29 protein-coding genes and 1 tRNA gene are annotated in these 22,079 nt (G+C 62.6%); 9 read left to right on the forward strand and 21 right to left on the reverse strand.

Annotated features, from left to right (window positions below; genetic code table 11):
• The first annotated feature begins 5 nt into the window (after positions 1 to 5).
• Positions 6 to 359: a hypothetical protein gene (locus tag FLQ44_RS00785; protein WP_147692630.1), complete on the forward strand. Its 354-nt coding sequence runs from the start codon at positions 6 to 8 to the stop codon at positions 357 to 359.
• Positions 360 to 422: 63 nt separating this feature from the next.
• On the opposite strand, the gene FLQ44_RS00790 is transcribed toward FLQ44_RS00785, so the two are convergent.
• Positions 423 to 881, reverse strand: a complete 459-nt coding sequence (locus tag FLQ44_RS00790; RefSeq protein ID WP_147692631.1) for a YaiI/YqxD family protein — start codon at positions 879 to 881, stop codon at positions 423 to 425.
• A complete protein-coding gene (locus FLQ44_RS00795) occupies positions 878 to 1,771 on the reverse strand; it encodes a prephenate dehydrogenase (RefSeq protein ID WP_147692660.1) in 894 nt (297 codons plus the stop codon). The genes FLQ44_RS00790 and FLQ44_RS00795 overlap by 4 nt, the downstream gene beginning before the upstream one ends.
• Positions 1,772 to 1,841: 70 nt before the next feature.
• On the opposite strand from FLQ44_RS00795, the gene FLQ44_RS00800 reads away from it, so the two are divergent.
• Together FLQ44_RS00800 and FLQ44_RS00805 are read left to right on the forward strand one after the other, a co-directional pair.
• Complete coding sequence (locus tag FLQ44_RS00800; protein ID WP_147692632.1) at positions 1,842 to 2,156, forward strand: DUF4936 family protein; 315 nt, start codon at positions 1,842 to 1,844, stop codon at positions 2,154 to 2,156.
• Between the two features lie 210 nt (positions 2,157 to 2,366).
• Positions 2,367 to 3,899, forward strand: a complete 1,533-nt coding sequence (locus tag FLQ44_RS00805; protein ID WP_439144890.1) for a methyl-accepting chemotaxis protein — start codon at positions 2,367 to 2,369, stop codon at positions 3,897 to 3,899.
• Here FLQ44_RS00805 and pabC read toward each other — a convergent pair whose 3' ends face one another.
• The 11 genes from pabC to FLQ44_RS00860 form a co-directional block, all read right to left on the reverse strand.
• A complete protein-coding gene (gene pabC, locus FLQ44_RS00810; protein WP_147692634.1) occupies positions 3,900 to 4,703 on the reverse strand; it encodes an aminodeoxychorismate lyase in 804 nt (267 codons plus the stop codon).
• A complete protein-coding gene (locus tag FLQ44_RS00815) occupies positions 4,697 to 5,152 on the reverse strand; it encodes a GNAT family N-acetyltransferase (protein WP_147692635.1) in 456 nt (151 codons plus the stop codon). Before FLQ44_RS00815 ends, pabC begins: the two co-directional genes overlap by 7 nt.
• A 40-nt stretch (positions 5,153 to 5,192) precedes the next feature.
• Positions 5,193 to 6,491 (reverse strand): aminodeoxychorismate synthase component I, encoded by a 1,299-nt coding sequence (locus FLQ44_RS00820; RefSeq protein ID WP_147692636.1) that lies wholly within the window; start codon positions 6,489 to 6,491, stop codon positions 5,193 to 5,195.
• A gap of 103 nt (positions 6,492 to 6,594) precedes the next feature.
• A complete protein-coding gene (fabF, locus tag FLQ44_RS00825) occupies positions 6,595 to 7,836 on the reverse strand; it encodes a beta-ketoacyl-ACP synthase II (RefSeq protein WP_147692637.1) in 1,242 nt (413 codons plus the stop codon).
• Positions 7,837 to 7,999: 163 nt separating this feature from the next.
• Positions 8,000 to 8,239, reverse strand: a complete 240-nt coding sequence (gene acpP / locus FLQ44_RS00830; protein WP_017509934.1) for an acyl carrier protein — start codon at positions 8,237 to 8,239, stop codon at positions 8,000 to 8,002.
• A 190-nt stretch (positions 8,240 to 8,429) separates the two neighbouring features.
• Positions 8,430 to 9,167: a 3-oxoacyl-ACP reductase FabG gene (gene fabG / locus FLQ44_RS00835; protein WP_147689186.1), complete on the reverse strand. Its 738-nt coding sequence runs from the start codon at positions 9,165 to 9,167 to the stop codon at positions 8,430 to 8,432.
• Between the two features lie 43 nt (positions 9,168 to 9,210).
• On the reverse strand, positions 9,211 to 10,140 hold the full coding sequence (fabD, locus tag FLQ44_RS00840; RefSeq protein WP_147692638.1) for an ACP S-malonyltransferase: 930 nt from the start codon (positions 10,138 to 10,140) through the stop codon (positions 9,211 to 9,213).
• Positions 10,141 to 10,310: 170 nt separating this feature from the next.
• Complete coding sequence (locus tag FLQ44_RS00845) at positions 10,311 to 11,270, reverse strand: beta-ketoacyl-ACP synthase III (protein WP_147692639.1); 960 nt, start codon at positions 11,268 to 11,270, stop codon at positions 10,311 to 10,313.
• A gap of 9 nt (positions 11,271 to 11,279) precedes the next feature.
• Positions 11,280 to 12,314, reverse strand: a complete 1,035-nt coding sequence (gene plsX / locus FLQ44_RS00850) for a phosphate acyltransferase PlsX (RefSeq protein ID WP_147689183.1) — start codon at positions 12,312 to 12,314, stop codon at positions 11,280 to 11,282.
• Positions 12,315 to 12,375: 61 nt separating this feature from the next.
• The gene (gene rpmF / locus FLQ44_RS00855; RefSeq protein ID WP_017509929.1) at positions 12,376 to 12,555 is read right to left on the reverse strand and encodes a 50S ribosomal protein L32; all 180 of its coding nucleotides are present in this window, start codon (positions 12,553 to 12,555) and stop codon (positions 12,376 to 12,378) included.
• A 30-nt stretch (positions 12,556 to 12,585) separates the two neighbouring features.
• Positions 12,586 to 13,086, reverse strand: coding sequence for a YceD family protein (locus tag FLQ44_RS00860; RefSeq protein ID WP_147692640.1), 501 nt, complete (start codon positions 13,084 to 13,086; stop codon positions 12,586 to 12,588).
• 120 nt (positions 13,087 to 13,206) lie between these two features.
• On the opposite strand from FLQ44_RS00860, the gene FLQ44_RS00865 reads away from it, so the two are divergent.
• From FLQ44_RS00865 to FLQ44_RS00875, 3 genes are all read left to right on the forward strand, one after another.
• Positions 13,207 to 13,785 (forward strand): Maf family protein, encoded by a 579-nt coding sequence (locus FLQ44_RS00865; RefSeq protein WP_147692641.1) that lies wholly within the window; start codon positions 13,207 to 13,209, stop codon positions 13,783 to 13,785.
• Positions 13,785 to 14,489 (forward strand): SAM-dependent methyltransferase, encoded by a 705-nt coding sequence (locus FLQ44_RS00870; protein WP_147692642.1) that lies wholly within the window; start codon positions 13,785 to 13,787, stop codon positions 14,487 to 14,489. Before FLQ44_RS00865 ends, FLQ44_RS00870 begins: the two co-directional genes overlap by 1 nt.
• Before the next feature lie 70 nt (positions 14,490 to 14,559).
• A complete protein-coding gene (locus FLQ44_RS00875; RefSeq protein ID WP_147692643.1) occupies positions 14,560 to 15,462 on the forward strand; it encodes a GGDEF domain-containing protein in 903 nt (300 codons plus the stop codon).
• A 33-nt stretch (positions 15,463 to 15,495) separates the two neighbouring features.
• Here the strand turns inward: FLQ44_RS00875 and FLQ44_RS00880 are convergent, their stop codons facing one another.
• Complete coding sequence (locus FLQ44_RS00880; protein WP_147692644.1) at positions 15,496 to 16,374, reverse strand: Rossmann-like and DUF2520 domain-containing protein; 879 nt, start codon at positions 16,372 to 16,374, stop codon at positions 15,496 to 15,498.
• Between the two features lie 161 nt (positions 16,375 to 16,535).
• Between FLQ44_RS00880 and FLQ44_RS00885 the strand changes: the two genes are divergently transcribed.
• Together FLQ44_RS00885 and FLQ44_RS00890 are read left to right on the forward strand one after the other, a co-directional pair.
• Positions 16,536 to 17,105: a LemA family protein gene (locus FLQ44_RS00885; RefSeq protein ID WP_147692645.1), complete on the forward strand. Its 570-nt coding sequence runs from the start codon at positions 16,536 to 16,538 to the stop codon at positions 17,103 to 17,105.
• Positions 17,086 to 17,979, forward strand: coding sequence for a hypothetical protein (locus tag FLQ44_RS00890; protein WP_147692646.1), 894 nt, complete (start codon positions 17,086 to 17,088; stop codon positions 17,977 to 17,979). The genes FLQ44_RS00885 and FLQ44_RS00890 overlap by 20 nt, the downstream gene beginning before the upstream one ends.
• Before the next feature lie 39 nt (positions 17,980 to 18,018).
• On the opposite strand, the gene FLQ44_RS00895 is transcribed toward FLQ44_RS00890, so the two are convergent.
• Complete coding sequence (locus FLQ44_RS00895) at positions 18,019 to 19,173, reverse strand: pyridoxal phosphate-dependent aminotransferase (RefSeq protein WP_147692647.1); 1,155 nt, start codon at positions 19,171 to 19,173, stop codon at positions 18,019 to 18,021.
• 155 nt (positions 19,174 to 19,328) lie between these two features.
• On the opposite strand from FLQ44_RS00895, the gene FLQ44_RS00900 reads away from it, so the two are divergent.
• A tRNA-Ser gene (locus FLQ44_RS00900) sits at positions 19,329 to 19,418 on the forward strand.
• A 14-nt stretch (positions 19,419 to 19,432) separates the two neighbouring features.
• Here the strand turns inward: FLQ44_RS00900 and FLQ44_RS00905 are convergent.
• The 6 genes from FLQ44_RS00905 to FLQ44_RS00930 all read right to left on the reverse strand — a co-directional run.
• On the reverse strand, positions 19,433 to 20,539 hold the full coding sequence (locus FLQ44_RS00905; protein ID WP_369126588.1) for a tyrosine-type recombinase/integrase: 1,107 nt from the start codon (positions 20,537 to 20,539) through the stop codon (positions 19,433 to 19,435).
• The gene (locus FLQ44_RS24750) at positions 20,422 to 20,763 is read right to left on the reverse strand and encodes a helix-turn-helix domain-containing protein (protein WP_147692649.1); all 342 of its coding nucleotides are present in this window, start codon (positions 20,761 to 20,763) and stop codon (positions 20,422 to 20,424) included. The genes FLQ44_RS00905 and FLQ44_RS24750 overlap by 118 nt, the downstream gene beginning before the upstream one ends.
• Before the next feature lie 30 nt (positions 20,764 to 20,793).
• The gene (locus FLQ44_RS00915; RefSeq protein WP_147692650.1) at positions 20,794 to 21,318 is read right to left on the reverse strand and encodes a hypothetical protein; all 525 of its coding nucleotides are present in this window, start codon (positions 21,316 to 21,318) and stop codon (positions 20,794 to 20,796) included.
• A complete protein-coding gene (locus FLQ44_RS00920) occupies positions 21,305 to 21,610 on the reverse strand; it encodes a hypothetical protein (RefSeq protein WP_147692651.1) in 306 nt (101 codons plus the stop codon). Before FLQ44_RS00920 ends, FLQ44_RS00915 begins: the two co-directional genes overlap by 14 nt.
• Positions 21,610 to 21,858, reverse strand: coding sequence for a hypothetical protein (locus tag FLQ44_RS00925; RefSeq protein ID WP_147692652.1), 249 nt, complete (start codon positions 21,856 to 21,858; stop codon positions 21,610 to 21,612). The genes FLQ44_RS00920 and FLQ44_RS00925 overlap by 1 nt, the downstream gene beginning before the upstream one ends.
• A partial coding sequence (locus FLQ44_RS00930; RefSeq protein WP_206208594.1) for a hypothetical protein occupies positions 21,855 to 22,079 on the reverse strand: 225 nt, incomplete at its 5' end. The genes FLQ44_RS00925 and FLQ44_RS00930, both read right to left, overlap by 4 nt.

A 22,079-nucleotide genomic window follows, 5' to 3' on the forward strand; every position in this document is an offset into this window, starting at 1 on the left:
AACCCATGGCAACGCTGTTTCTGATCCTGAACTGGATACTGTTTCTGCTGATCTTCATGATGGCCGGCCACTTCCTGCGGCTGGCTTTTCTGGTAGGCATACGCAAGCGCCACGACCTGGTACGCAACTGGAGAGGCGAACCGCTGCCGGCCAGCAGCGGCATGGTAAAGCGCTATGTGGCATTGAACCTGCTGGCGGCGATAGCCCTGCTGGCCGACGGCCTGGCCACGGTACTGATCGGGCTGCCGATGCAGGTATGGAGCATGACCGGCGGGCTTATTCTGTGGCTGTACTTCACCAGCTTGCACCTGATGGGTTGGCGCGCGCGCCAGGCTGCGCAGCACAGAGGCCAGGCCTGATACCCGCCAGCGCCAGCACATGCGCTACCCGACAGGTACGTGGCTGGCAGCAGGTAGGCCCTGCTAGCGGCGGCCTGCGGCCAACCTTTGCAGTAGCTTGTCCAGCTGGGCGCCAAACGCCTGGCGGTCGCGCTGGCTGAAAGCCGCCGGGCCGCCGGTTTGCACGCCGCTGTCGCGCAGCTCGGTCATGAAATTGCGTAGCGCCAGCGCTTCGCGGATGGTGGCGTCGCTGTACAGCTCGCCGCGCGGGTTCAGCGCCAGCGCACCTTTGGCCACCACCTGCGCGGCCAGCGGAATATCAGCGGTGACGACAATGTCGCCCGGCTGCGCCTGCTGGGCAATGTGGTTATCGGCTACGTCGAAACCGGCCGGTACCTGCACGGCACGGATATGCGGCGATGGCGGCACGCGCAGCAGCTGGTTGGCCACCAGCACGGTAGCGGTACCTGTGCGGTCGGCCGCGCGAAACAGGATGTCCTTGATGACCGCCGGACAGGCGTCGGCGTCTACCCAGATCGTCATGCGTTGCCCCGGTTAAAGTGTTGTTGCCATTGCTGGCGGGCTTCGCGGGCGCGCTCGAAACGCGTGGTCATGGCCTCGGCGTCACCTGCCAGCAGCTCCTGGCGCAGTGCGGCCAACGTGGCCTGGAAAGCATCCAGCTCGACCAACAGTGCGTCGCGGTTGGCCAGCGCGATGTCGCGCCACATTTCAGGGTGGCTGCCGGCAATGCGGGTAAAGTCGCGAAAGCCGGTGGCGGCAAAATCGAAGCAGCGCGCCGCATCGGCTTTGGCCACGATGGTGTCTACATAAGCAAAGGCCAGCAGGTGCGGCAGGTGGCTCACGGTGGCAAACACCGCGTCGTGCTCGGCGGCGCTCATCTCGTACACACGGGCACCGCAGGCCTGCCACAGCGTGCGCACCAGCGCGGCGGCGTCGGGGCGGGTTTCCGGCAGCGGGGTCACCACGATGCGGCGGTTGTCGTACAGGCCGTACTGGGCAGCGGCAGCGCCGGACAGGTCGGAGCCGGCAATCGGGTGCGCCGGTACGCAGCTGGCCAGGTGGGCGGGCAGGTGCTGGCGCATCAGCGCCACCACATCGCTTTTGGTACTGCCACCATCGGTGACCACGCAGTGCGCTGGCAGGTGCGGGGCGATGTCGGCAAACACACGCGCCATCTGCCCCACCGGGGTGGCCACCAGCACCACGTCGGCGTGGCGTACCGCGTCGGCTGCGCTGTGGCTGGCCTCGTCTATCACGCCCAGCTCGATGGCGCGCTGCAGGTTGGCCGCAGAGCGCCCTACGCCGATTACCTTTGCCACCCGCCCGGCACGGCGCAAGGCTAGCGCAAACGAGCCACCAATCAGGCCCACACCGATCACTACCAGGGTCAATCCGCCCTCACCCGCCTGCATGCTATCGCCCATCACTGTCTGTTCAGAGCCGTTATCATAACCGCATTCGTGTGTACTCAAGGGGGCCACCATGCACTGTTCGCTGTATATCTATTACCGCGTCAATGGCAATTTCCTGCCGTTTCGGCAAGCATCTGCCAGGCTCATGGCAGAAGTTCATGAAAAACTGCACATAAACGGCAGACTATTGCAACGTCGCGACGATACACAGACCTGGATGGAAATCTACGAGCCGGTAAGCGACGCCGCCGCGCTGCAGCAGCTGCTGGCCGAAGGGGTGGCCGGCGACCCGTGCTGGCAGGGTGTCAGCAGGCACGAAGAGTGGTTTGTGCCGCTGGCCGATACGGTTTGCCAGCTGGGCGAGCCGCACTGCGACGCACCGTGAGCGGATGCCAGTAAACTAAATATTTAATATCAATAATTTAGCAGCACAAATTAATTTATCGCGTGGTTGAAATTGCAGCCATCACTCCCTAGCCTGACTGTAGGCATCCAGGGGGAGAAAAACATGTACCAGCTCTTCAGTATCCGGCAAAAGTTGCTGGCGGCCTTCGGGCTTATCTTGTTACTGATGGCCGTCATGGCCGCGTTGGTCATGCAAAAACTCAATGTGATCGAGCACGACCTGGAAGAAATCGTAGAGGATCTCAGCCCGGAAATGGTGCTGTCCGCCGAGCTGATACAGCTCAGCATGGACAACGCGCTACTGGCGCACCGGCGCCACCTGCAAGACAGCCCCGCGCTACAGCAACAAATGCAGCAGCACCGCCAGCAAAGCCTGGCGGCGCTGGACAAGCTGCAGCAGCTGGAACACAAGGATGCCGGCAAGCAGCAGCTACAGCAGCTGCAAGGCTTGCTGCAAGCCACGCACGCCAGCCAGCTGCAATTTGAGCAGCTGCTGGCCAGCCAGGATGCCAATGCCGGCCAATGGCTGCTGCAGCGGCTGGACCCGCAAACGAACACACTCGTCACGGCACTCAAGCAGTTCATTGCCCTGCAACGCCAGGAAATGCAGCGCGCCGAGCAAGAAGCCATCACCAGCTACCACCAGGCCGAAACCACACAGCTGATCGTCGGGCTGGCCGCCTTGCTGCTCGGCGCCAGCATTGCCTGGCTGTTTGCCGGCAAGCTATCGGGCCACCTGCGCAGCATCGTGCGCGAAACACAGCGCATTGCCGCGGGCGACCTGCGCCCGCGCGCGCACCCCTTACCCGCCGCCAAACGCGACGAAACCCTGCAGCTGGCACACGCCACGGAGAGCATGCGCCAGCAGCTGGCCGACACACTGGGCAGCATCCGCCAATCGTCGTTTGCCGTCAGCGATGCCTCGCACGAGCTGTCGAGCATGTCGGAACAAGTGGCCATCAGCGTACAGCGCCAGGCCGAAGCCACCGGGGAAGCCAGTGCCACGCTGGAAGAACTGACGGTGAGCATCAACCACGTATCGGACAACGCCGAAGAAGCCAACCAGCGCTCGCAGCAGGCCGGGCAGCAAGCCGGGCAAGGCGTGGCGGCCGTGCAGGCGTCACTGCAGCTGGTGCGCCAGGTTGGCCGCAGCGTGCAGCAAACCGGCCAGGCCCTGGGTGAGCTCACGCGCGAGGTACAAGAGATCGACCGCATCGTGACGGTTATCCGCGAGGTAGCCGACCAGACCAACCTGCTGGCGCTCAACGCCAGCATCGAGGCCGCCCGCGCCGGCGAAGCCGGGCGCGGCTTTGCCGTGGTAGCCGACGAGGTACGCAAGCTGGCCGAGCGCACCGCCACCGCCACCGGCGACATCACCGGCATGATTGGCCGCATCCGCCAGGGCGTACACGATGTGGAGCACCAGATGGGGCAAAGCGAACAGCAGATGACACAGGCAGACCAGGCCACACAGGGCAGCGGTCATACCATAGAGGCGGCGCAGCAATTCAGCGCGCAGGCCAGCCAGGCGGTGGGCAGCATCAGCGCGGCGCTGGGCGAACAGCGCGATGCCAGCCAGGTACTGGCCTGCAGCATGGAACAGGTGGCGCAGATGGCCGAGGAAAACAGCGCCACAGTAGAGGAGCTGGCTACCACGTCCAGCCAGCTCAGCGCGCTGGCCGACAGCATGCAGCAGATGGTGGCGCGCTTTCGGCTGGCCTGATCAGGCAGCAGGCAGGTGCTGCTGCAGGCGGGCGGCCAGCGGCCAGGCCTGCCATGTGCGCGCATCCAGCTGGCGCACCGGCCAGATACCGGCCAGGCTATTGCAGACAAACACTTCATCGACGGCCAATAGCTCGGCAGGCAACACACGCTGCTCGGCTACCGTGATACCCAGCTGGCGTGCGGTATCGATAATGCAGGCGCGCATGGCGCCGGACACGCCACAGCGGTCCAGCGGCGGTGTAAACAGCTGCCCCGCGTGTACCCAGAACAGGTTGCTCATGGTGCCTTCCACCACGGTGCCGTCGCTGTCCAGCATCAGACCTTCAGCAATGGCCGGGTCGCCCCACTCGCTGCGTGCCAGCACGTTTTCCAGCCGGTTCAGGTGTTTGACCCCCGCCAGCAAAGGCTGCAGGCCCAGCTGCGTGCTGCACCAGCGCAGCGTAATGCCCTGCGCGGCGCGCTCGGGCGGGTAGCCCGCCCACGCGGCAGCGCTGACGATACGGGTAGGCTGCACCGTGGCCGGTATGGCGTAGCCACGCTGGCCGCTGCCACGCGTCAGCACCACCTTGGCCACGGCGCGTGGCAGGCCGGCGCAGACGGTGGCGATTTCTGCCAGCAGCAGCGCCTCGTCCGGGCACGGCAGGCGCAGGGCGGCGCAGTCTGCGGCCAACCTTTGCCACTGCCAGCGCCATAACCGGGGCTGGCCAGCCAGCACTTCCAGCGTGCGGTACAGGCCGTCGCCGTAGGCCAGGCCACGGTCGCTGGCCGGCAGGCTGTCTGCCACCACACCATTAATCAGCATGCCAGCTCCTTGCCCAGGCAAATGGACGCGCTGCGGCCAACATAATGGCCGTAAGGGGGAATCTCGCGGTAGCCGTGGCGCAGGTAAAACTGTACGGCACGGGTATTGATGCGGCGGGTAGACAGCCACAGCGCGCGGTAGCCAAAGCCTGCGGCCTGCTGCTCCAGCGCCGCCAGCAGCTGCGCGCCCAGGCCCTGGCTGCCGGGCGCCGCGTACATGCGCTTGAGCTCGGCCACACCCGGCTGCAAGGGGCGCAGCGCGCCGCAGCCGTGGGGCTGGCCGCTACCATCGCAGGCCAGCAGGAACACGGCACCTTCGCCGCGCACGTCGCCAGCGTCAAACGAGGCCTGGCCGCTATCTCCAGTGATGGCCGCCAGCGTGGCAGACAGCGCCGCCTGCATGGCGATAGCCTGCGGCTGCGCCGGGTCGGCGGGGGCAATGCGGTACATGGCGTCTCCTGTGTGTGCGGCCAACCTGGTCACCCGTGGCTCAGGCTTGTTCTACGCCCAGCGCACGCAGCAGGCCGCGTGCCTTGTGGCGGGTTTCCTGCAGCTCGCGCTGCGGGTCGGAGTCGGCCACGATGCCGCCACCGGCACGGAAGCGCAGCTGCTGCCCTTGTTGCATGAAGGTACGGATCAGGATGTTTACGTCCAGCGTGCCGTCGCGGTTCAGGTAGCCCAGGCTGCCGGTGTAGGCGCGGCGCGCGCTGTTTTCCAGCTCGCGGATAATCTGCATGGTGCGCACTTTGGGGCAGCCGGTAATGGTGCCACCAGGGAACAGCGCGCGGAATACCGCCACGGTATCCACGCCGTCACGGATGCGGCCGCGCACATTGGATTCGATATGGTGCACGTAGGCGTAGCTGGCCACCGCCATCAGCTCGTTCACCTCCACCGTGCCGGGCTGGCAGATGCGGCCCAGATCATTGCGTTCCAGGTCGATCAGCATCACGTGCTCGGCGCGCTCCTTGATGCTGCTGATCAGGCGCTGCTTCAGTGCGGCATCTTCGGCGGCGTCGGGCGAGCGCGGGTGGGTGCCGGCAATCGGGCGGGTATCCACCCAGCCGTCGTGCACGCGCACCAGGCGCTCGGGCGAGGAGCTAACGATATAGGCATCGCCCAGGTCGGCCAGCGCCGAGAACGGCGCCGGGTTGGCGCGGCGCAGCGCGGCAAACAGGTCTACCGGGCGCACGCTGTCGTGCAGGGTGGCGCGCCAGCCGCGCGAGATGTTCACCTGGAACACGTCGCCTTCGTAGATGTAATCCTTCAGCCGCACCACGGCGTCGGTATACCAGTGCGGCGGGTCTTCTTCCAGCGCCTGCAGCTGTACAGGGTTGGCCGCAAAAACAGGTACGTCGTGCAGCGCGGCCTTGAGCTCGGCCAGCTGGGCGGCGGTTTCTGCCATCAGCCAGCAGCGGCCACTGGCGCGCTCCAGCTGGATGGCAGCCGGAATGCGGCACAGCGCCGCCAGCGGGAAGCTGTCGCTGATGGCAGCCGGCACACTGGGCTCAAACTCGGACAGCAGGTCGTAACCCATGTACACAAACCAGCCGCCGCTAAACGGCAGGCCGTGCGGGTTGGCCACGCTGTCTTCGCGCGGCAGCGCGCGCACCGCGTCCAGGAAGGCCGCGCCCTCGCCTTCGCCATAGATACGGCGCTGTTCGGGCAGCGCCATCAGGATGTCCCAGCCGATGTCGCCGGATGACTGCATCAGGTAGGGAAAACGGCCACGGTCGGCAGCGTGCAGGGCCAGCAGGTCGGGCGTGTGGTTCAGCAGTTCGTAATGCATGGGTGTCGGGCACCGCCATGACGGTAGCCGCAAAAGAAAAAGACCGCGCGAGTTTATCGCAGCGGTCTTGGCTGTCAACGTCGCCGGTGCGACGTGTCGGCTTTTATACGCGTTTGAACACCAGTGTGCCGTTGGTACCACCAAACCCGAAGGAGTTGGAGATGGCCACGTCGATCTTCATGTCACGCGCGGTGTTGGCGCAGTAGTCCAGGTCGCAGCCGCCTTCGATATCCTGCTCGTGCAGGTTGATGGTCGGCGGGGAAACCTGGTTGTGCACGGCCAGAATCGAGTAGATGGCTTCTACACCGCCCGCGCCGCCCAGCAAGTGGCCGGTCATGGACTTGGTGGAGTTCACCACCAGCTTTTTGGCGTGGTCGCCAAACGCGATCTTCAGCGCATTGGTTTCGTTGGCATCACCCAGCGGGGTGGAGGTGCCGTGGGCGTTCACGTACTGCACCTGGTCCGGGTTCAGGCCGGCGTCGCGCAGGGCGTTCAGCACGCCGCGTGCCGGGCCTTCTGCGCTAGGGGCAGTAATGTGGTGCGCGTCGGAGCTCATGCCGAAACCTACCAGCTCGGCGTAGATTTTGGCGCCGCGTTTTACCGCGTGCTCGTACTCTTCCAGCACCAGTACACCGGCGCCCTCGCCCATCACGAAGCCGTCACGGCCTTTATCCCACGGGCGGGAGGCAGTGGCCGGGTCGTCGTTACGGGTAGACAGTGCCTTCATGGCGGCAAAACCGCCAACGGCCAGGCTGGAAATGGTGCCTTCGGCGCCACCGGCTACCATCACGTCGGCGTCGCCATACTGAATCACACGAGCGGCATCGCCAATGCAATGCGCGCCGGTGGTGCAGGCAGACACGATGCCGTAGCTCGGGCCCTGGTAGCCTTTCAGGATGGACACATGGCCCGCTACCATATTGATCAGCGAGCCCGGAATGAAGAACGGGCCGATCTTGCGAATGCCGCCTTCGTGGCGCGCCACGCCGGTTTCCTCGATCAGCGGCAGGCCGCCGATACCGGAACCGATATTCACACCCACACGGGTCTTGTCCAGGTCAGCCACATCGTCCAGGCCCGAATCCGCTACCGCTTGCAGTGCGGCGGCAATGCCGTAATGAATGAACACGTCCATACGGCGTGCATCCTTGGGCGAGATGTACTGGCTGATGTCAAAGCCTTTAACCTCACCCGCTACCTGGCAGGCGATATCGCTGGCATCAAAGCGGGTGATGTTGGTGATACCACTCTTGCCGGCCAGGAGATTGGCCCAGCCACTGCTCACATCGTTGCCAACCGGGGAAATATGCCCGAGGCCGGTCACTACTACTCTGCGTTTTGACACAGGGTATCTCCGTGAAAAAAGGGAGCGTACTCCCGATAGTCCTGAAACGGTTTACGCGCCCAGTAAATCAAACGCACGTTTCAGGGCCACTACAGCAAAAAGACCTCTGCAGGCGAGCCAAAGCCACCAGCAGAGGTCCAGGCAACCCTTTTATAAAAAAGGATTACTTGTTCAGGTGAGCTGTTACGTAGTCAACAGCCTGCTTAACGGTGGTGATCTTCTCGGCTTCTTCATCCGGAATCTCGCACTCGAACTCTTCTTCCAGAGCCATTACCAGCTCAACGGTGTCCAGAGAGTCAGCGCCCAGATCGTCCACGAACGAGGAGTCGATTTTTACTTCGGCTTCGTTCACGCCCAGTTGCTCGGCAACGATCTTCTTAACGCGCGCTTCGATGTTTTCCATTTGTTTAAATCCTTTACCTTTCTGTGTTCGGGACAACAAAACCCCGACATTCTACAAAAAAAAATTAGAGTAGCCTACCTAGCACAGCAGTTCTTGCTGTTTTTATACGCCAGCAGGCCCTTTAATCCGGTTAAACGCAGGGGCAATGTTGTTTTTACCCCCGCATTTTCCAGCCTTGCGGCCAGAAAAATCACGGCATCAGCATACCGCCATTCACGTGCAGTGTCTGGCCGGTAATGTAAGCTGCCTTGTCCGACGCCAGGAACAGCACGGCATCGGCGATGTCTTGTGCGTCGCCCAGGCGGCCCAGGGCAATCTGGCCTACCAGCGCGTCGCGTTGTGCTTCCGGCAGGGCGCGGGTCATATCGGTATCGATAAAGCCCGGTGCCACGCAGTTCACGGTAATGCCACGGCTGCCTACTTCTCGGGCCATGGACTTGGTAAAGCCCATGATGCCGGCCTTGGCCGCCGCGTAGTTGGTCTGGCCGGCATTGCCCATGGCGCCCACCACGGAGGCAATGTTGATGATGCGGCCGGTACGGGCCTTCATCATGGCGCGCAGCACGGCTTTGGACGCTTTGAATACCGACTTCAGGTTGGTATCCATGATGGCATCCCAGTCGTCGTCTTTCATGCGCATCAGCAGGCCGTCACGGGTAATACCGGCGTTGTTTACCAGAATGGCCACGTCGCCGTGCTCTTTGGCGATGGTGTCGATCAGTGCGTCGATGGCACCTTCTTCACCCACGTTCAGCACCATGCCCACACCACCCCACTGCGCCAGGCGCTCGCCAATGGCGGCCGCGCCGGACTCGGAGGTAGCCGTACCAATGACCTTGGCACCGGCAGCTGCCAGCGTGTCGGCAATGGCGGCACCAATGCCGCGGGATGCGCCGGTAACCAGCGCTACTTTACCTTGCAAGCTCATGTATCTCTCCTGCAGTTGGCCGCATGCGGCCAACCTTTGATCTTTACGCCAGCTCGGCGCGGGCGGCTTCCAGCTTGGCAGCGTCAGTCAGTGCGTGGCAGCTGACATTGCCGTCAATACGCTTTGCCAGGCCGGCCAGCACCTTGCCCGGGCCACACTCGGCCATCAGCACGATACCGTCGGCAGCCAGCTGCTGGATGGTTTCGGTCCAGCGTACCGGGCGGTACAGCTGGCGCGTCAGTGCGTCGCGAATCTGCCCGGCGTCGCTGTAGCTGGCCACGTCGGCATTGTGCAGCACCGGCACTTGCGGTGCCTTGATGTCCACCGTGGCCAGCGCAGCGGCCAGGCGCTCTGCCGCCGGCTTCATCAGTGTGCAGTGCGATGGCACCGACACCGGCAGCGGCAGCGCACGCTTGGCACCGCGCGCCTTGCACAGCTCCATGGCGCGTTCTACGGCGGCCTTGCTGCCGGCAATCACCACCTGGCCTGGCGAGTTGAAGTTCACCGGCTCCACCACCTCGCCCTGCGCGGCTTCTTCACACGCAGCACGGATGTCGTCGTCGGACAGGTTAAGAATGGCAGCCATCGCGCCTTCGCCCGCCGGTACGGCTTCTTGCATGGCCTGCGCACGCAGGCGCACCAGGCGAACGGCGTCGGCAAAGTCCAGGCTACCGGCGGCCACCAGGGCGCTATATTCGCCCAGGCTGTGGCCTGCCATGGCAGCGGGTACCGCACCACCTTGCGCCAGCCAGGCGCGGTAGGTGGCCACACCGGCAGCCAGCATCAGCGGCTGGGTGTTCACGGTGGCGTTGATCGCCTCGGCACTGTCAGCCTGCAGCATGGCCCACAGGTCTTCACCCAGGGCGGCAGAGGCTTCGTCAAAAGTCTGTTTTACTACCGGCAGGTCGGCAAAGCCGTCCATCATTTTCAGGCTTTGCGAGCCCTGGCCGGGAAAGAGAAAGGCAAACGCCATGTTGGGTCTCCTTTTTAAACGGGGGGAATGATGACTGCTCGCTGCGATTTATGCAAAGAAAACACTCAAACGCTCGTATGATCGGCGAAGATACGCACGCTTTGCCGCCATTCATTGATAAAAATCAAACAAGCCGGCCACATATCGCTACATGGCCGGCTTGCTGCAGATCAGAAGCGCAGCAGTAGTGCGCCCCAGGCGAAACCACCGCCAATGCCTTCCATCAGCACGGTCTGGCCGCGCTGGATCTTGCCCTGACGCACAGCGTGGTCAAACGCCAGCGGGATGGACGCGGCCGAGGTGTTACCCTGCTCCGGCAGGGTAACAATCACTTTTTCCATGGACAGCTGCAGGTGCTTGGCCGTGGCTTCGATAATGCGGATATTGGCCTGGTGCGGTACCAGCCAGTCCACGCTATCTTGCGACACGCCGGCTTCTGCCAGGGTTTTTTCGGCGATATCGGACAGCGCCTTTACGGCAAACTTGAACACGGCCGGGCCATCCATATGCAGGTAAGGCGTGCCTTCCACCTCACCGCCAATGATCTGGGCTTCGGTCTTGAGAATGTCGCGATAGCGGCCGTCTGCGGCCAACTTGGCATGCAGGATGCCAGGCTCGTCGGACGGACCCACCACCACGGCGCCGGCACCATCGCCAAACAATACGCAGGTACGGCGGTCGTCCCAGTCCAGCAGGCGGCTCATGACTTCGGCGCCTACGACCAGCACGTTTTTGGCCATGCCGCTTTTGATGTAACCGTTGGCCGTAGCCAGGGCGTAGACAAAACCGGCACACACCGCCTGCACATCAAATGCCGGTACGCCAGGGATACCCAGCTTTTCCTGCAAAATACTGGCGGTACTGGGGAACACCATGTCCGGCGTAGTGGTAGCGACGATGATCAAGTCCAGATCGGCGGGCTGCAGGCCGGCACTTTCCAGGGCACGCTGTGCCGCGAGGTAGGCCAGGTCACTGGTTTTCTGGTCTTCTGCCGCGATGTGGCGCGCACGAATGCCAGTGCGAGAGACAATCCACTCGTCACTGGTTTCGATGCGCTCAGCCAGCATCGCATTCGTCATAACAGTTTCCGGCAGGTAGCTGCCGGTACCAAGAATGCGTGAATAGGTCATGAGCTAACTTTAAGCTTCAGACTCGGAACGCTTGAGATTTTGTAGTTGGGAAGCGACCCGGTCTGCGATGTGACCAATTACATTGGCGCGAACTTCCTCGCAAGCCTGCTCCAATGCAATACGGAATCCCAGCGCGTCGGTACCGCCGTGGCTTTTTACCACGATGCCCCGCAGGCCCAGAAAACTGGCGCCGTTGTAATAGCGGGGGTCAACACGCGCCTTGAACCGCTTGAGCACCGGCATGGCTGCCAGGGCGCACAGCTTGGTCCACCACGTGCTGGCGAACTCTTCGCGCAGGAAGGTAGCAATCATGTGCGCCAGCCCCTCGGATGCCTTGAGCGCAATGTTGCCGGTAAAGCCGTCGCAGACTACCACATCTACTGTTGATTTGAAGATGTCGTTGCCTTCAACGTTACCGTGGAAATTGAGACCGGATTCGCGCAGCAGCTCGGCTGCGCGCTTGATGGAATCTGTGCCCTTGATATCTTCCGAGCCGATGTTCAGCAGGCCTACCGTGGGGTTGGGCTTGTGCGTCAGGCTGGCGGCCAGCTCCGAGCCCATGATGCCGAACTGCACCAGCTGTTCTGGCGAGCATTCAACGTTGGCACCCAGGTCCAGCACACAGGTGCTGCCTTTGATACCAGGCATCATTTTGGCAATGGCCGGGCGGTCGATACCGGGGATGGTTTTCAGGACAAACTTGGCAGTCGCCATCAGTGCACCGGTATTACCGGCAGACACGGCTGCTTGCGCCTGGCCTTCTTTGACGAGGTTAATCGCCACCCTCATCGACGAATCTTTCTTGTTCTTCAGCGCCAGCTGCGGCGATTCGTCCATGCCTACCACTTCGGTAGCATGTTGAACACGCACACGCGCACGCAAAGATTCCTGCAGGCCATGCAGCTCGGCATCGATTGCCGCACTGTCGCCAACCAGGATCAGATGAATGTCGGGGGTTTCTTGGAGGAATCGGATAGATGCCGGGACGGTGACTTTGAGGCCAACGTCACCGCCCATTGCATCAACCGCTACGGTGATAGTCATCAACGTGAAACGGTAGTAAACCTACCTGTAGTTATGAAGGTAAGAGTGGTCAAGGCGCGGATTACTCGCCTTTAGCCTTCACAACCTGACGGCCACGGTAGAAACCGTTAGGGCTGATGTGGTGACGCAGGTGGGTTTCGCCGGTAGTCGGCTCTTTAGCGAGCGACGGAGCGGTCAGAAAATCGTGTGCGCGGTGCATGCCACGTTTGGACGGGGACTTTTTGTTCTGTTGAACAGCCATGGTCGACTCCTAAGAAATTCAAGTAAAAGTTCAGGACCCGGATTTCTTAAGCGTCGCCAGTACCGCAAAGGGGTTAGGCTTGTCAGCCTTGGCGCGCTCCAGATGCTCCGTACCGCAATCGTCGTGTTTTGACGATAACGGCAAGCCCATAATGATTTCGTCTTCGATCAGCGCAGTCACGTCGAATGTTTCTTCGGCCAGGATGGCGTCCAGTTCATCGTCCACGTTAACGGCTGCTTCCAGTTTCGCCTCGCTGACAAACAGCGTGATGACCCCTTCGCTTACCACTTCCAGCGGCATGGCCGCCAGACAACGCTGACAATTGACCTCGACATTGGCAACAACGCGATAACGCAACGACGGACGCCGCAAGCGGTCACTAAAACCACTAACGGTGAAACGAGCTGCGCCAGCGGTAGAAGCCAGCACCTCGTGCACGCGGACATTCATTGCTGCAACCGGTGTTTCGCTTTCCAGCAAAGCACCATCGCGGGCAAACGCGAGCGGATCAATCAAAATCGGGTTAGACATAAACCTTGGATGATATAATCGCCGCTGCCATTTTGTCAAAACAATCAGGACTTAACCTATCGATACCCTGCCAGTGGCCGTTGTCAAAACGCCCGCAGCAGCTTGCCCACCGGATACACCATGCAGATTGTTCTTGCTTCTACCTCGCCCTACCGGCGTGACATTGTTGCCCGCCTGGGCCTGCCGCTGATCACTGCGGCACCGATTTGCGACGAAACCCCGCTACCCGGCGAAAGCGCCCTGGAGACCGCCGTGCGCCTGGCGCGTACCAAGGCCATGTCGTTGGCCGCGCAGTACCCGGATGCACTGATTATCGGCGGCGACCAGGTTGCCCTGCTGGATGGCCAGCAGATCGGCAAGCCCGGCAGCTATGAAAACGGCGTAAAGATGCTGCAGTGGATGAGCGGCCGCACCGTGGTATTCCATTCTGCGCTGGCGCTGTACAACAGCCGCAGCGGCCAACTGCAAGAAGATGTCGGCATCACCAAGGTGACGCTGCGCACCCTTACCGAACAGCAAATCCGCCACTACCTTACCCGCGAGCCCGATGCCCTGCACTGCGCCGGCAGCGCCAAAAGCGAAACACTGGGCGGCGCGCTGATGCAAAAGGTAGAAGCCGACGACCCCAACTCGCTGATTGGCGTACCGCTGTTTGCGCTGGTGACCATGTTGCAAAACGAAGGCGTGGAGATTCTGTAATGGCTGGCACTTTGTACCTTATCCCCACCCCGCTGGGTGAAGGCGACACCCCCTGGCTGCCGGAAGGCGAGCGCGCCCGCGTGACCCACCTGACCCATTTTGTGGTGGAAGCCGAAAAAACCGCCCGCAAGCACCTGAAACAGCTGGGCGTTACCACGCCGATACGCGAGCTGGTGATGCACACGCTGAACGAGCACACCAAGCCGGCCGACGTGGCCGCGCTGCTGGCACCGTTGGCCGCAGGGCAAGACGTGGGCTTGGTATCGGAAGCCGGCTGCCCGGCCGTGGCCGACCCCGGCGCGCAGCTGGTCGCCCTGGCGCACGAAAAGGGCTACCGCGTGGAGCCACTGATCGGGCCATCGTCCATTTTGCTGGCCATGATGGCTAGCGGTGCCAACGGCCAGTGCTTTGCCTTTCACGGCTACCTGCCGGTAGACGCTGGCGAGCGCGCCAAAGCCATCAAGGCGCTGGAGCTGCGCTCAAAACAAAACAACGAAACCCAGCTGTTTATCGAAACGCCGTACCGCAACAACGCCCTGTTGCAACAGCTGCGCGAAACGTTGGCCGCAAGCACCCGCCTGTGCGTGGCTGCCGACCTCACCACCCCCACACAAACCATTGTGAGCCGGCAGGTAAAAGACTGGCCACGCGAAGCGCCAGACTTCCATAAACGCCCGGCCATTTTTGTGATTCACGCAGGCTAAATGGCCGACAAGGCAGGCTCCCGTGTACTGTTAAAGCACTACTATAAAAGCAGACACTCGGAAGCCTGCCATGCCCAATACCCTGCACAACGACCACATCCAGCAACTACAAACCCTGTATCAGGGCAGCGAGCTACTGGTAGCCCTGTTCGACGCCAGCGACACGCTACGCTACGCCAACCCGGCTTTCCGCCAGGCCTACCACCTGGCAGACAGCGCCATGCCCACCTGGGTACAGCTGATGCGCGACAACTACCAGCAGCAAACCGGCACCGTGATTCGGACCAGCGACTTCGACACCTGGCTGGGCTCAGCGCTATCCCGGCGCGGCAAACAATGCTATCGCATGCTGGAAACCGACCTGCACGACGGCCGCTGGATACTGATGACCGAAACAGTCAACGAGGCTGGCTGGATGCTGTGCACAGGCGTAGACATCAGCAAGCTGGCCGTTGGCGAACGCAGCCTGCGTACCGCACGCGATCTAGCCCTGCGCGCGGCCAGCACCGACGAGCTTACCGGGCTAAGCAACCGCCGCCACATCCTGGCACTGATGGAAGCCCAGCTGGCACGCCCCGGCCAACACTGCGTGGCCATACTGGATATCGACTTTTTCAAACAGATCAACGATCGCCACGGCCACCCTTTCGGCGACCTGGTCCTGGTGGATTTTGCCCGCTACCTGCAAAGCCAGCTGCGTCGTAGCGATGGCGTGGGGCGTCTGGGTGGGGAGGAGTTCATGCTGGTACTGCCCGATACTGCACTGACCCAAGCAGGCCAACTGCTACAACACCTGCTAAGCGGCCTGCATCAGTCGCGGGCCATCGGCGAGCAGTGCGATTTCAGCTACAGCTGCTCGGGCGGGCTCACCCAGCTACTGCCAGGCGACAGTGTGCAATGCGCCTACCACCGCGCCGACGCCGCGCTGTACCGCGCCAAACAAAACGGCCGCCAGCGGCTGGAAACCGGCTAGGCGACACCGCCAGCCCGGCCTGGCCACAAACCATCACTCACCCTGACCAACGCCACACCCGCCCTCGCGCAATGCGATGGCAACCGCCGCCTGCTGCGCCTCGTCCAGCCGCCCCGCTGCCAGGCCCAGCGTCGCCGTACCTAACGCGCAATACAGCGCATCCTGTGGCGGGCTCATCACGGCACGATGGCGCCTTACCGTGTCGGCATCGCCTCTTGCAATAGGCCCGGTCAGCGCGGTGGCCGGCCCCAGCGCCAGGCTGTTGGCCAGGGTTTTCTGCATCAGCTCGCCCAGCAGCACGTGGGCATCCTGCGCGCCGATGCCCGCCCGGCTAGCCAACTGCTGCGCCAGCGCATGCAGTGTCACCAGGTAGTTTGACGCCACCGCCAAGGCCGCGTGGTAGGCCAGCTTGCCGCCAGGCGCCAGCAAAAACGGCTGGCCGCCAATGGCCAGCGCCAGGTCTTGCAGGCTGGCAAAAGTACGCTCGTCCCCCTCCAGCGCACAACGCGTCCCGGCAAAACTGGCCACAGCCCGCGCCGGCTCGGCAAACGAAAACGCCGGATGCAGGCTGGCGCAATACGCCCCCCGTGCCGCCAGCGGGGCCAGCAAAGCCGCCTCGCACGCGCCGCTGGCGTGAAACACCACCTGCCCGGCAGCCACCCGGCCGCTATCCGCCAGCATCGCTGCCACCGGCGCAATCTGACCGTCCGGCACCGCCAGCAGGGTTAATAGCGCAGGCTGCACGTCGTGCAGGCTGGCCAGCGGTGCGCCTTGCCCGATAAAATCACACGCCGCCTGTGCCGACGCCTGGCTGCGGCAATACACACTGCCAATGCGGTAGCCTGCCTGCGCAGCCAGGCGGCCAATACTCTGGCCCAGACGGCCAGCACCAATAATGTTTAATGTTTGCATCTTGTTTTCCCGGGCTACCCAGTACGCTGGGCAAGATGATTTTGCATAAAGCATAAACCAGCCCGCTAGTTATCGATAAACCACCATAAGAACCACGCGCTGCGCATCCCCCGCCAGCAGCGCTACAATACGCCGCTGCTGCTTACAGAAAGGTCTAGCCCATGCCGTTTATCCTGTTTATTGCTGCCTGCCTCGTGGTCCTTTTTTACGGGGTCATGCTCTACAACGGCCTGGTACGGCTGAAGCACGAAGTCAGTAAATGCTGGGCCAATATCGATGTGCTATTGAAACAGCGCCACGAGGAGCTCCCCAAGCTGGTAGACGTGTGCCGCCACTACAGCCAGTTTGAGCAAGCCACCCTGACCCAGGTCATGGAAGCACGCGCCATGCTGTCCGAGGCGGCACGCACGGCCAACGTTGGCCGCATTGGCGAGCTGGAAGGCCAGCTGCGCAGCCTGACCAGCCAGATCTTTGCCGTGGCCGAGGCCTACCCGGCACTCCAGGCCGACGCCCAGTTCAGCCACCTGGCGCAGCGCATTACCCAGCTGGAAGACAGCATTGCCGACCGGCGCGAACTCTATAACGAAGCCGTGAACCTGAACAACGTGCGCATCGAGCAGTTTCCCGATGTGGTCGTCGCCAGCCTGTTCAGCTTTCGCCCGGCGCGGCCACTGCGCTTTGCCGAAGCCGAAAAGCGCGACGTAGACGTGAATGCGCTTTTCCAGCGCTAGCCAGCTGCTGCACGGCTGGCACAGCCTGGCGCTCTACCTGCTGGCCGTGCCGCTAGGACAGCTCGCCCCGCTAAGCCAGCCTTGGCTCGCTCCCCTGGCCACCGGCAGCCTGGCCCTGCTGCTGTGGTGGCGGCAATACCGCCGCTACCGTTTTGTAGCCGACACCCCCACCAGCCGCAGCGCCGCACCAGTACAAGGCTATGGCGAATTCTACGGCCAGGCCCGTGCGCTGGCCGGCCCGCCCCTGCTCACCCCCTACGGGCTGATGCGCTGCGTGTGGTACCACGCCAGCCGCCAGCCCCGCGACGACCGCCACGGCAGCCTGCCAGGCGGCAATCAGCGCCACACCAGCCAGAGCGCCCTGCTACTGCAGCTGGATAAAGGCCTGCTAGTGATCGAGCCGGAAGGCGCACACGTCGATGCCCTGCACCAGCGGCAATGGCAAGACGAACAATACCAATACCAGGAAAGCTGGATCGCAGACGGCGACCCGCTCTACGCCCTGGGTAGTGTCACCACCCACGCCGGCCCGCCCGGCCAACAAGCCTGGCGTGATGACCTGCAGCTACTGCTCAACGAGTGGAAAGCCGACCGCGCCAGCCTGCTGCAGCGCTTCGACCGCAATGGCAACGGCCAGCTGGAGCCGGACGAATGGGAAGCTGTGCGCCAGGCCGCGCACCACACCATCAACCAGCAGCACCGCGAGCTGGCCGCCATCCCGCCCAGCCACCACCTGCGCCGCCCTAGCGACACGCGCCCGTTCATACTGAGCTGGCGCGCCCCCGCCGCGCTGGCCAGGCAACAACGCCTGCTCGCCTGGTGCCATGCCGCTATCGCGGTAGCCGCCGGTGTGTGGCTGGCACAGCCCGGCTAGCACCGGCGCGCTCACAAACACAGCGCCGATGCGGCCAAGCTAGCCGCGCACCCGCGCCATGCGCGCCACCGCCTCGGCCAGGCGCGCCACCCCGGTGGTGTACGCCACGCGCACGTAGCGCCCCGCCTCGTGGGCGCCAAAATCCGCCCCCGGCGTAATCGCCACCTGTACCTCGTCCAGCACACGCTGGCAGTAGGCAAAGCTGTCGTCCGTTACTGCCGACACGTCCGCATATACATAAAATGCCCCGTCCGGCTGCGCCGGAATGCGCCAGCCCAGCTGCGGCAGCGCCTGCAACAGGTAGTCGCGGCGGCGGCCAAACTCGGCGCGGCGCGCCTCCAGCTCGGCCAACACCGCCGGCTGAAACGCCGCCAGCGCCGCGTACTGTGCCGCCGATGGCGCACACAAAAACAGGTTTTGCGCCAGGCGCAGCGCCGGCTCCACATAAGCGTCCGGCACCACCAGCCAGCCCAGGCGCCAGCCGGTCATCTGGAAATACTTGGAAAAGCTGTTGATCACAAAAGCATCATCCGCCAGCCCCAGCGCCGTAAACGGCGCCGTGTCGTAGCACAAACCCTGATAAATCTCGTCCACGATCAGCGCACCGCCGCGTGCACGACACACACCGGCCAATGCGGCCAACTCGTCCGGCCTCAGCATGGTGCCCGTCGGGTTGGCCGGCGTGGCCACCATCGCCGCCACCGTATTAGCCTGCCACTGCGCATCAGCCTGTGCGGCCAACAGCTGAAAGCGTGTCTCTGCCCCCACCGGCACCGCCTGTGGCTGCCCGCCCAGCAGGCTGACAAAATGGCGGTTGCACGGGTAAGTCGGGTCTGCCATCAGCACCCCGTCGCCCTCATCCACCAGCAACGACAGCGCAATCTGCAGCGCGCCGGACGCGCCGGGCGTGACGATAATGCGCTGCGGCGCCACCGTGACACCAAACTGGCTGGCGTAGTGGCTGGCAATCGCCTCGCGCAGCTGCGGCAGCCCCTGCGCGGCGGTATAGAAGGTATGGCCACCGGCCAGCGCCGCCCGCCCCGCCTCGACGATTGCCTGCGGGGTGGCAAAATCCGGCTCGCCGATTTCCAGGTGAATCACATCATGCCCCGCTGCCTGCAAGGCACGGGCCTTTTCCAGGATGGCCATCACCTGAAACGGGGCGATGGCATCCAGCCGTCTGGAGAGTTTCACTGCTGCTGTCCCTTTGCATGTACGGGCCTGTACGGCCTCTATCGAACAGGCAGTATGCCGCAGCCACGGCAGCGGCGGCAGGCTTGGCAGAAAAATGCATGGGTAACAGTTGACAGCCCCGAAGGTGCTACCTATAATCCGCAGCCTACTGAGTCGGAGAGGTGGCAGAGTGGTCGAATGTACCTGACTCGAAATCAGGCGTACGTGCGAGCGTACCGAGGGTTCGAATCCCTCCCTCTCCGCCAGTCCCCTTTTAGAATCAAGGCCTTGCCCCAAGCAAGGCCTTTTTTCTTTCCTGCTGTTCCGTTCCAGTCAGTGACACCTGTGACAGATTTGTACCGCTGTCGATTTGGCTGTCGATCATTTCCACATGCTCGCGCAGATGTTCCGGCGCAAGGTGTGCATACCGCTTCACCATCTCGAAACTGTGCCATCCGCCCAGCTCTTGGATCACATGCAATGGCACGCCAGACTGCACCAGCCAACTGGCCCATGTGTGCCGCAGATCGTGGAACCGGAAGTTCTCGATGCCCGCCCGCTTGAGCGCGTTCTTGAAACCGGTCGCCGCCTTCTGCTTGATCTTCTCGCCACGGTAGGTGAACACCCATCGCGGGTGCTTACCCACTTGACTGATCAGCACCTCCATAGCCGGGGCGTTCAAAGGCATACCGATTGCCTCACCGGCCTTGGCCTGGTCTGGATGAATCCATGCCATCTTCTTCACCAGATTGACCTGCGACCATTCCAGCCCGATGATGTTGGAGTGTCTAAACCCAGTGGCAAGCGCAAATTGCACAATGGGCCTCAAGTGCGGGGCGAGTTCGGCAAGTAGCCGGGCTGCCTCGCTCTTTTTCAGCCACCGTATCCGGCGCGATGCTTCCTTGCGCTTCTTGAACACTGGGGCCTTCGGTATCCACTCCCACTCATTGGCGGCCAGCCTGAACAGCGTTGACGCAAACGCGATGTAGCGGTTTCGCGTGGCATCGCTTACCGGCTTGCCGGTTTCCCGGTTGTGGCCGGCAGTTACGCCACGCTGGTGCGCCAGCTTGGATACGGCGTTCATCACCTCATCACGCTTGATCGAACGCAGCTCACGGCCACGGAAGAAGCCGGTGAAATACTTGATCTTGGTGACGTCGTCTGAAAGACTCTTCTTGCCTTCTTTCTCGCGCAGGTAACGAATGCACGCCTCGTCCCAGGTGTAGGCGGGTTGCTCGCCCAACTCATCAACCCGCCACCGCTCCGACTTCAGCTTGTCGTAGAGTTCCTGTGCTTGCGTCCTGTCACGCGTGCCAAGAGACTGTCTAACTCTCTTTCCGCCTGGCGTTGCGAAATCGCACCACCAAGTCTTTCCTCTTTGGTAGATCGGCATACCTCTCCTTTCACTACTTCGCCGACCTGTGCCTTTTGCCGCTGCTCATTCTGTTTGGCTCGCAGAAAGTTCACAAGGTCCGATTCCAAAAACACCCAGCTGCGGCCAACCTTAGTCGCTGGCACATCACCATTGCGCGCCAGTTCGTAGGCCGTGCTGGGGCAGACATGCAGAAACGCTGCCGCGCCATGCACGTCCATGGTTCGTTCTGTCTGCATTCAGATACCTCCAATTGAAAAAGGCCACCATCAGGCGGCCAGCTTCATCTCATTCTTCAGCCTGGCTTGGGCCAGACCCTCTTCAACTACCTGCGCAGCTTCATGCAGCACGGTCACCAGTTCGCCCCGCGTAAGTACCGGTATCACTGCGGCCAACATATCCAGCGCGTCGCTGATGTTCCTGTACTGGTCTGCCGTTCCCACAAAGCGCCCGGTCTTGCCCTGGTGTATCCCGATTTCTTCCAGACTCTGCACGGCCAGCTTTCCCGTCATGCGGTAGGTGCCGCCCAGCTCTTGCGTGCCAAGCGATGCGCCGCGTTCAATGAGCAGCTTGCCGGCCATATACGCCGCGACAGCGATCTCCGACAGCCGGACAAAACCGTTTACACACAGCTTGCCGGCCAGAAGCGCCGCGTAGTCCTCGCGAGGCTGGTCAAGCAGGTCTACGTCATCGGTAGGCGTCAACAGCGCCATGCCCAGGGCAAGCTTGATGCTGCCGAATTCGCGGCGATGCCGGTGGGGGTTGTACTTCTTCTGTCGTTTAGTGTTCGCCATGGTCGGCTCCATGAGAAAGGCCAGTGCTGGGCTGGCCTTGGGGTGTTGGTTCTTTTCCTGCGCCGCAGTGCATGCAGTGCGTCCATACGCCCAGCGGCGGCTTGCCGTCGTCTTGGTCTCCATGCTCCGGGTCTGGCTGGAAGTTCTCCGGCCATTCGGATGCAGGCAGGCCTTTGGAGTGGCCAACCACCGGCTTGCCCATGCGCCAGCCGCAGACATGCGGGCCGACGCCGTAGTAGGGGTAAATGCTTCCGTCGTTGCCGTCGTGGCAGTGTTCGCAGTGGGCTGGCATCACGCACCGCCTTTCTGCGCGGCGGATAGCAGCGCACGCATAAACGGATGAAGGTCGGCATCCTCGATAATCCAGCGGTCGCCATCCCAGCTCATGCCGTGCCGCTGCGCCATATCCTCAAGCTCTTGATCGGAATATTCTGCGGATTCCTTATCTTCCGGCTGCGACCACCCGCAAAGGCAGTCGCGCATTTCACCATCGCCACCTTCCAGGTATTCGCCGCAATCAGGGCAGTACAGTTTTTTCATTTTGCTTCCCCTTGCGGCGCGGCGGCGAGCATGGCGCGGATTTCATTTACACGGGCAAGTGCCTTGTCCGTCTCGCCCCGTTCAATGGAAGTCCGCACGGCACCCAGGCCAATTACTGCTGCGTGTGCTGCGTCGCGCCAGTCATCCGGCACGGCCACGGCTGGCGGCTGGGCGACGGCGGGCTGCGACGACATATTTGCCAGCAGGCACGATGCCTTTAG

It is taken from the genome of Vogesella mureinivorans (assembly GCF_007644035.1).
Classification (GTDB): domain Bacteria; phylum Pseudomonadota; class Gammaproteobacteria; order Burkholderiales; family Chromobacteriaceae; genus Vogesella; species Vogesella mureinivorans.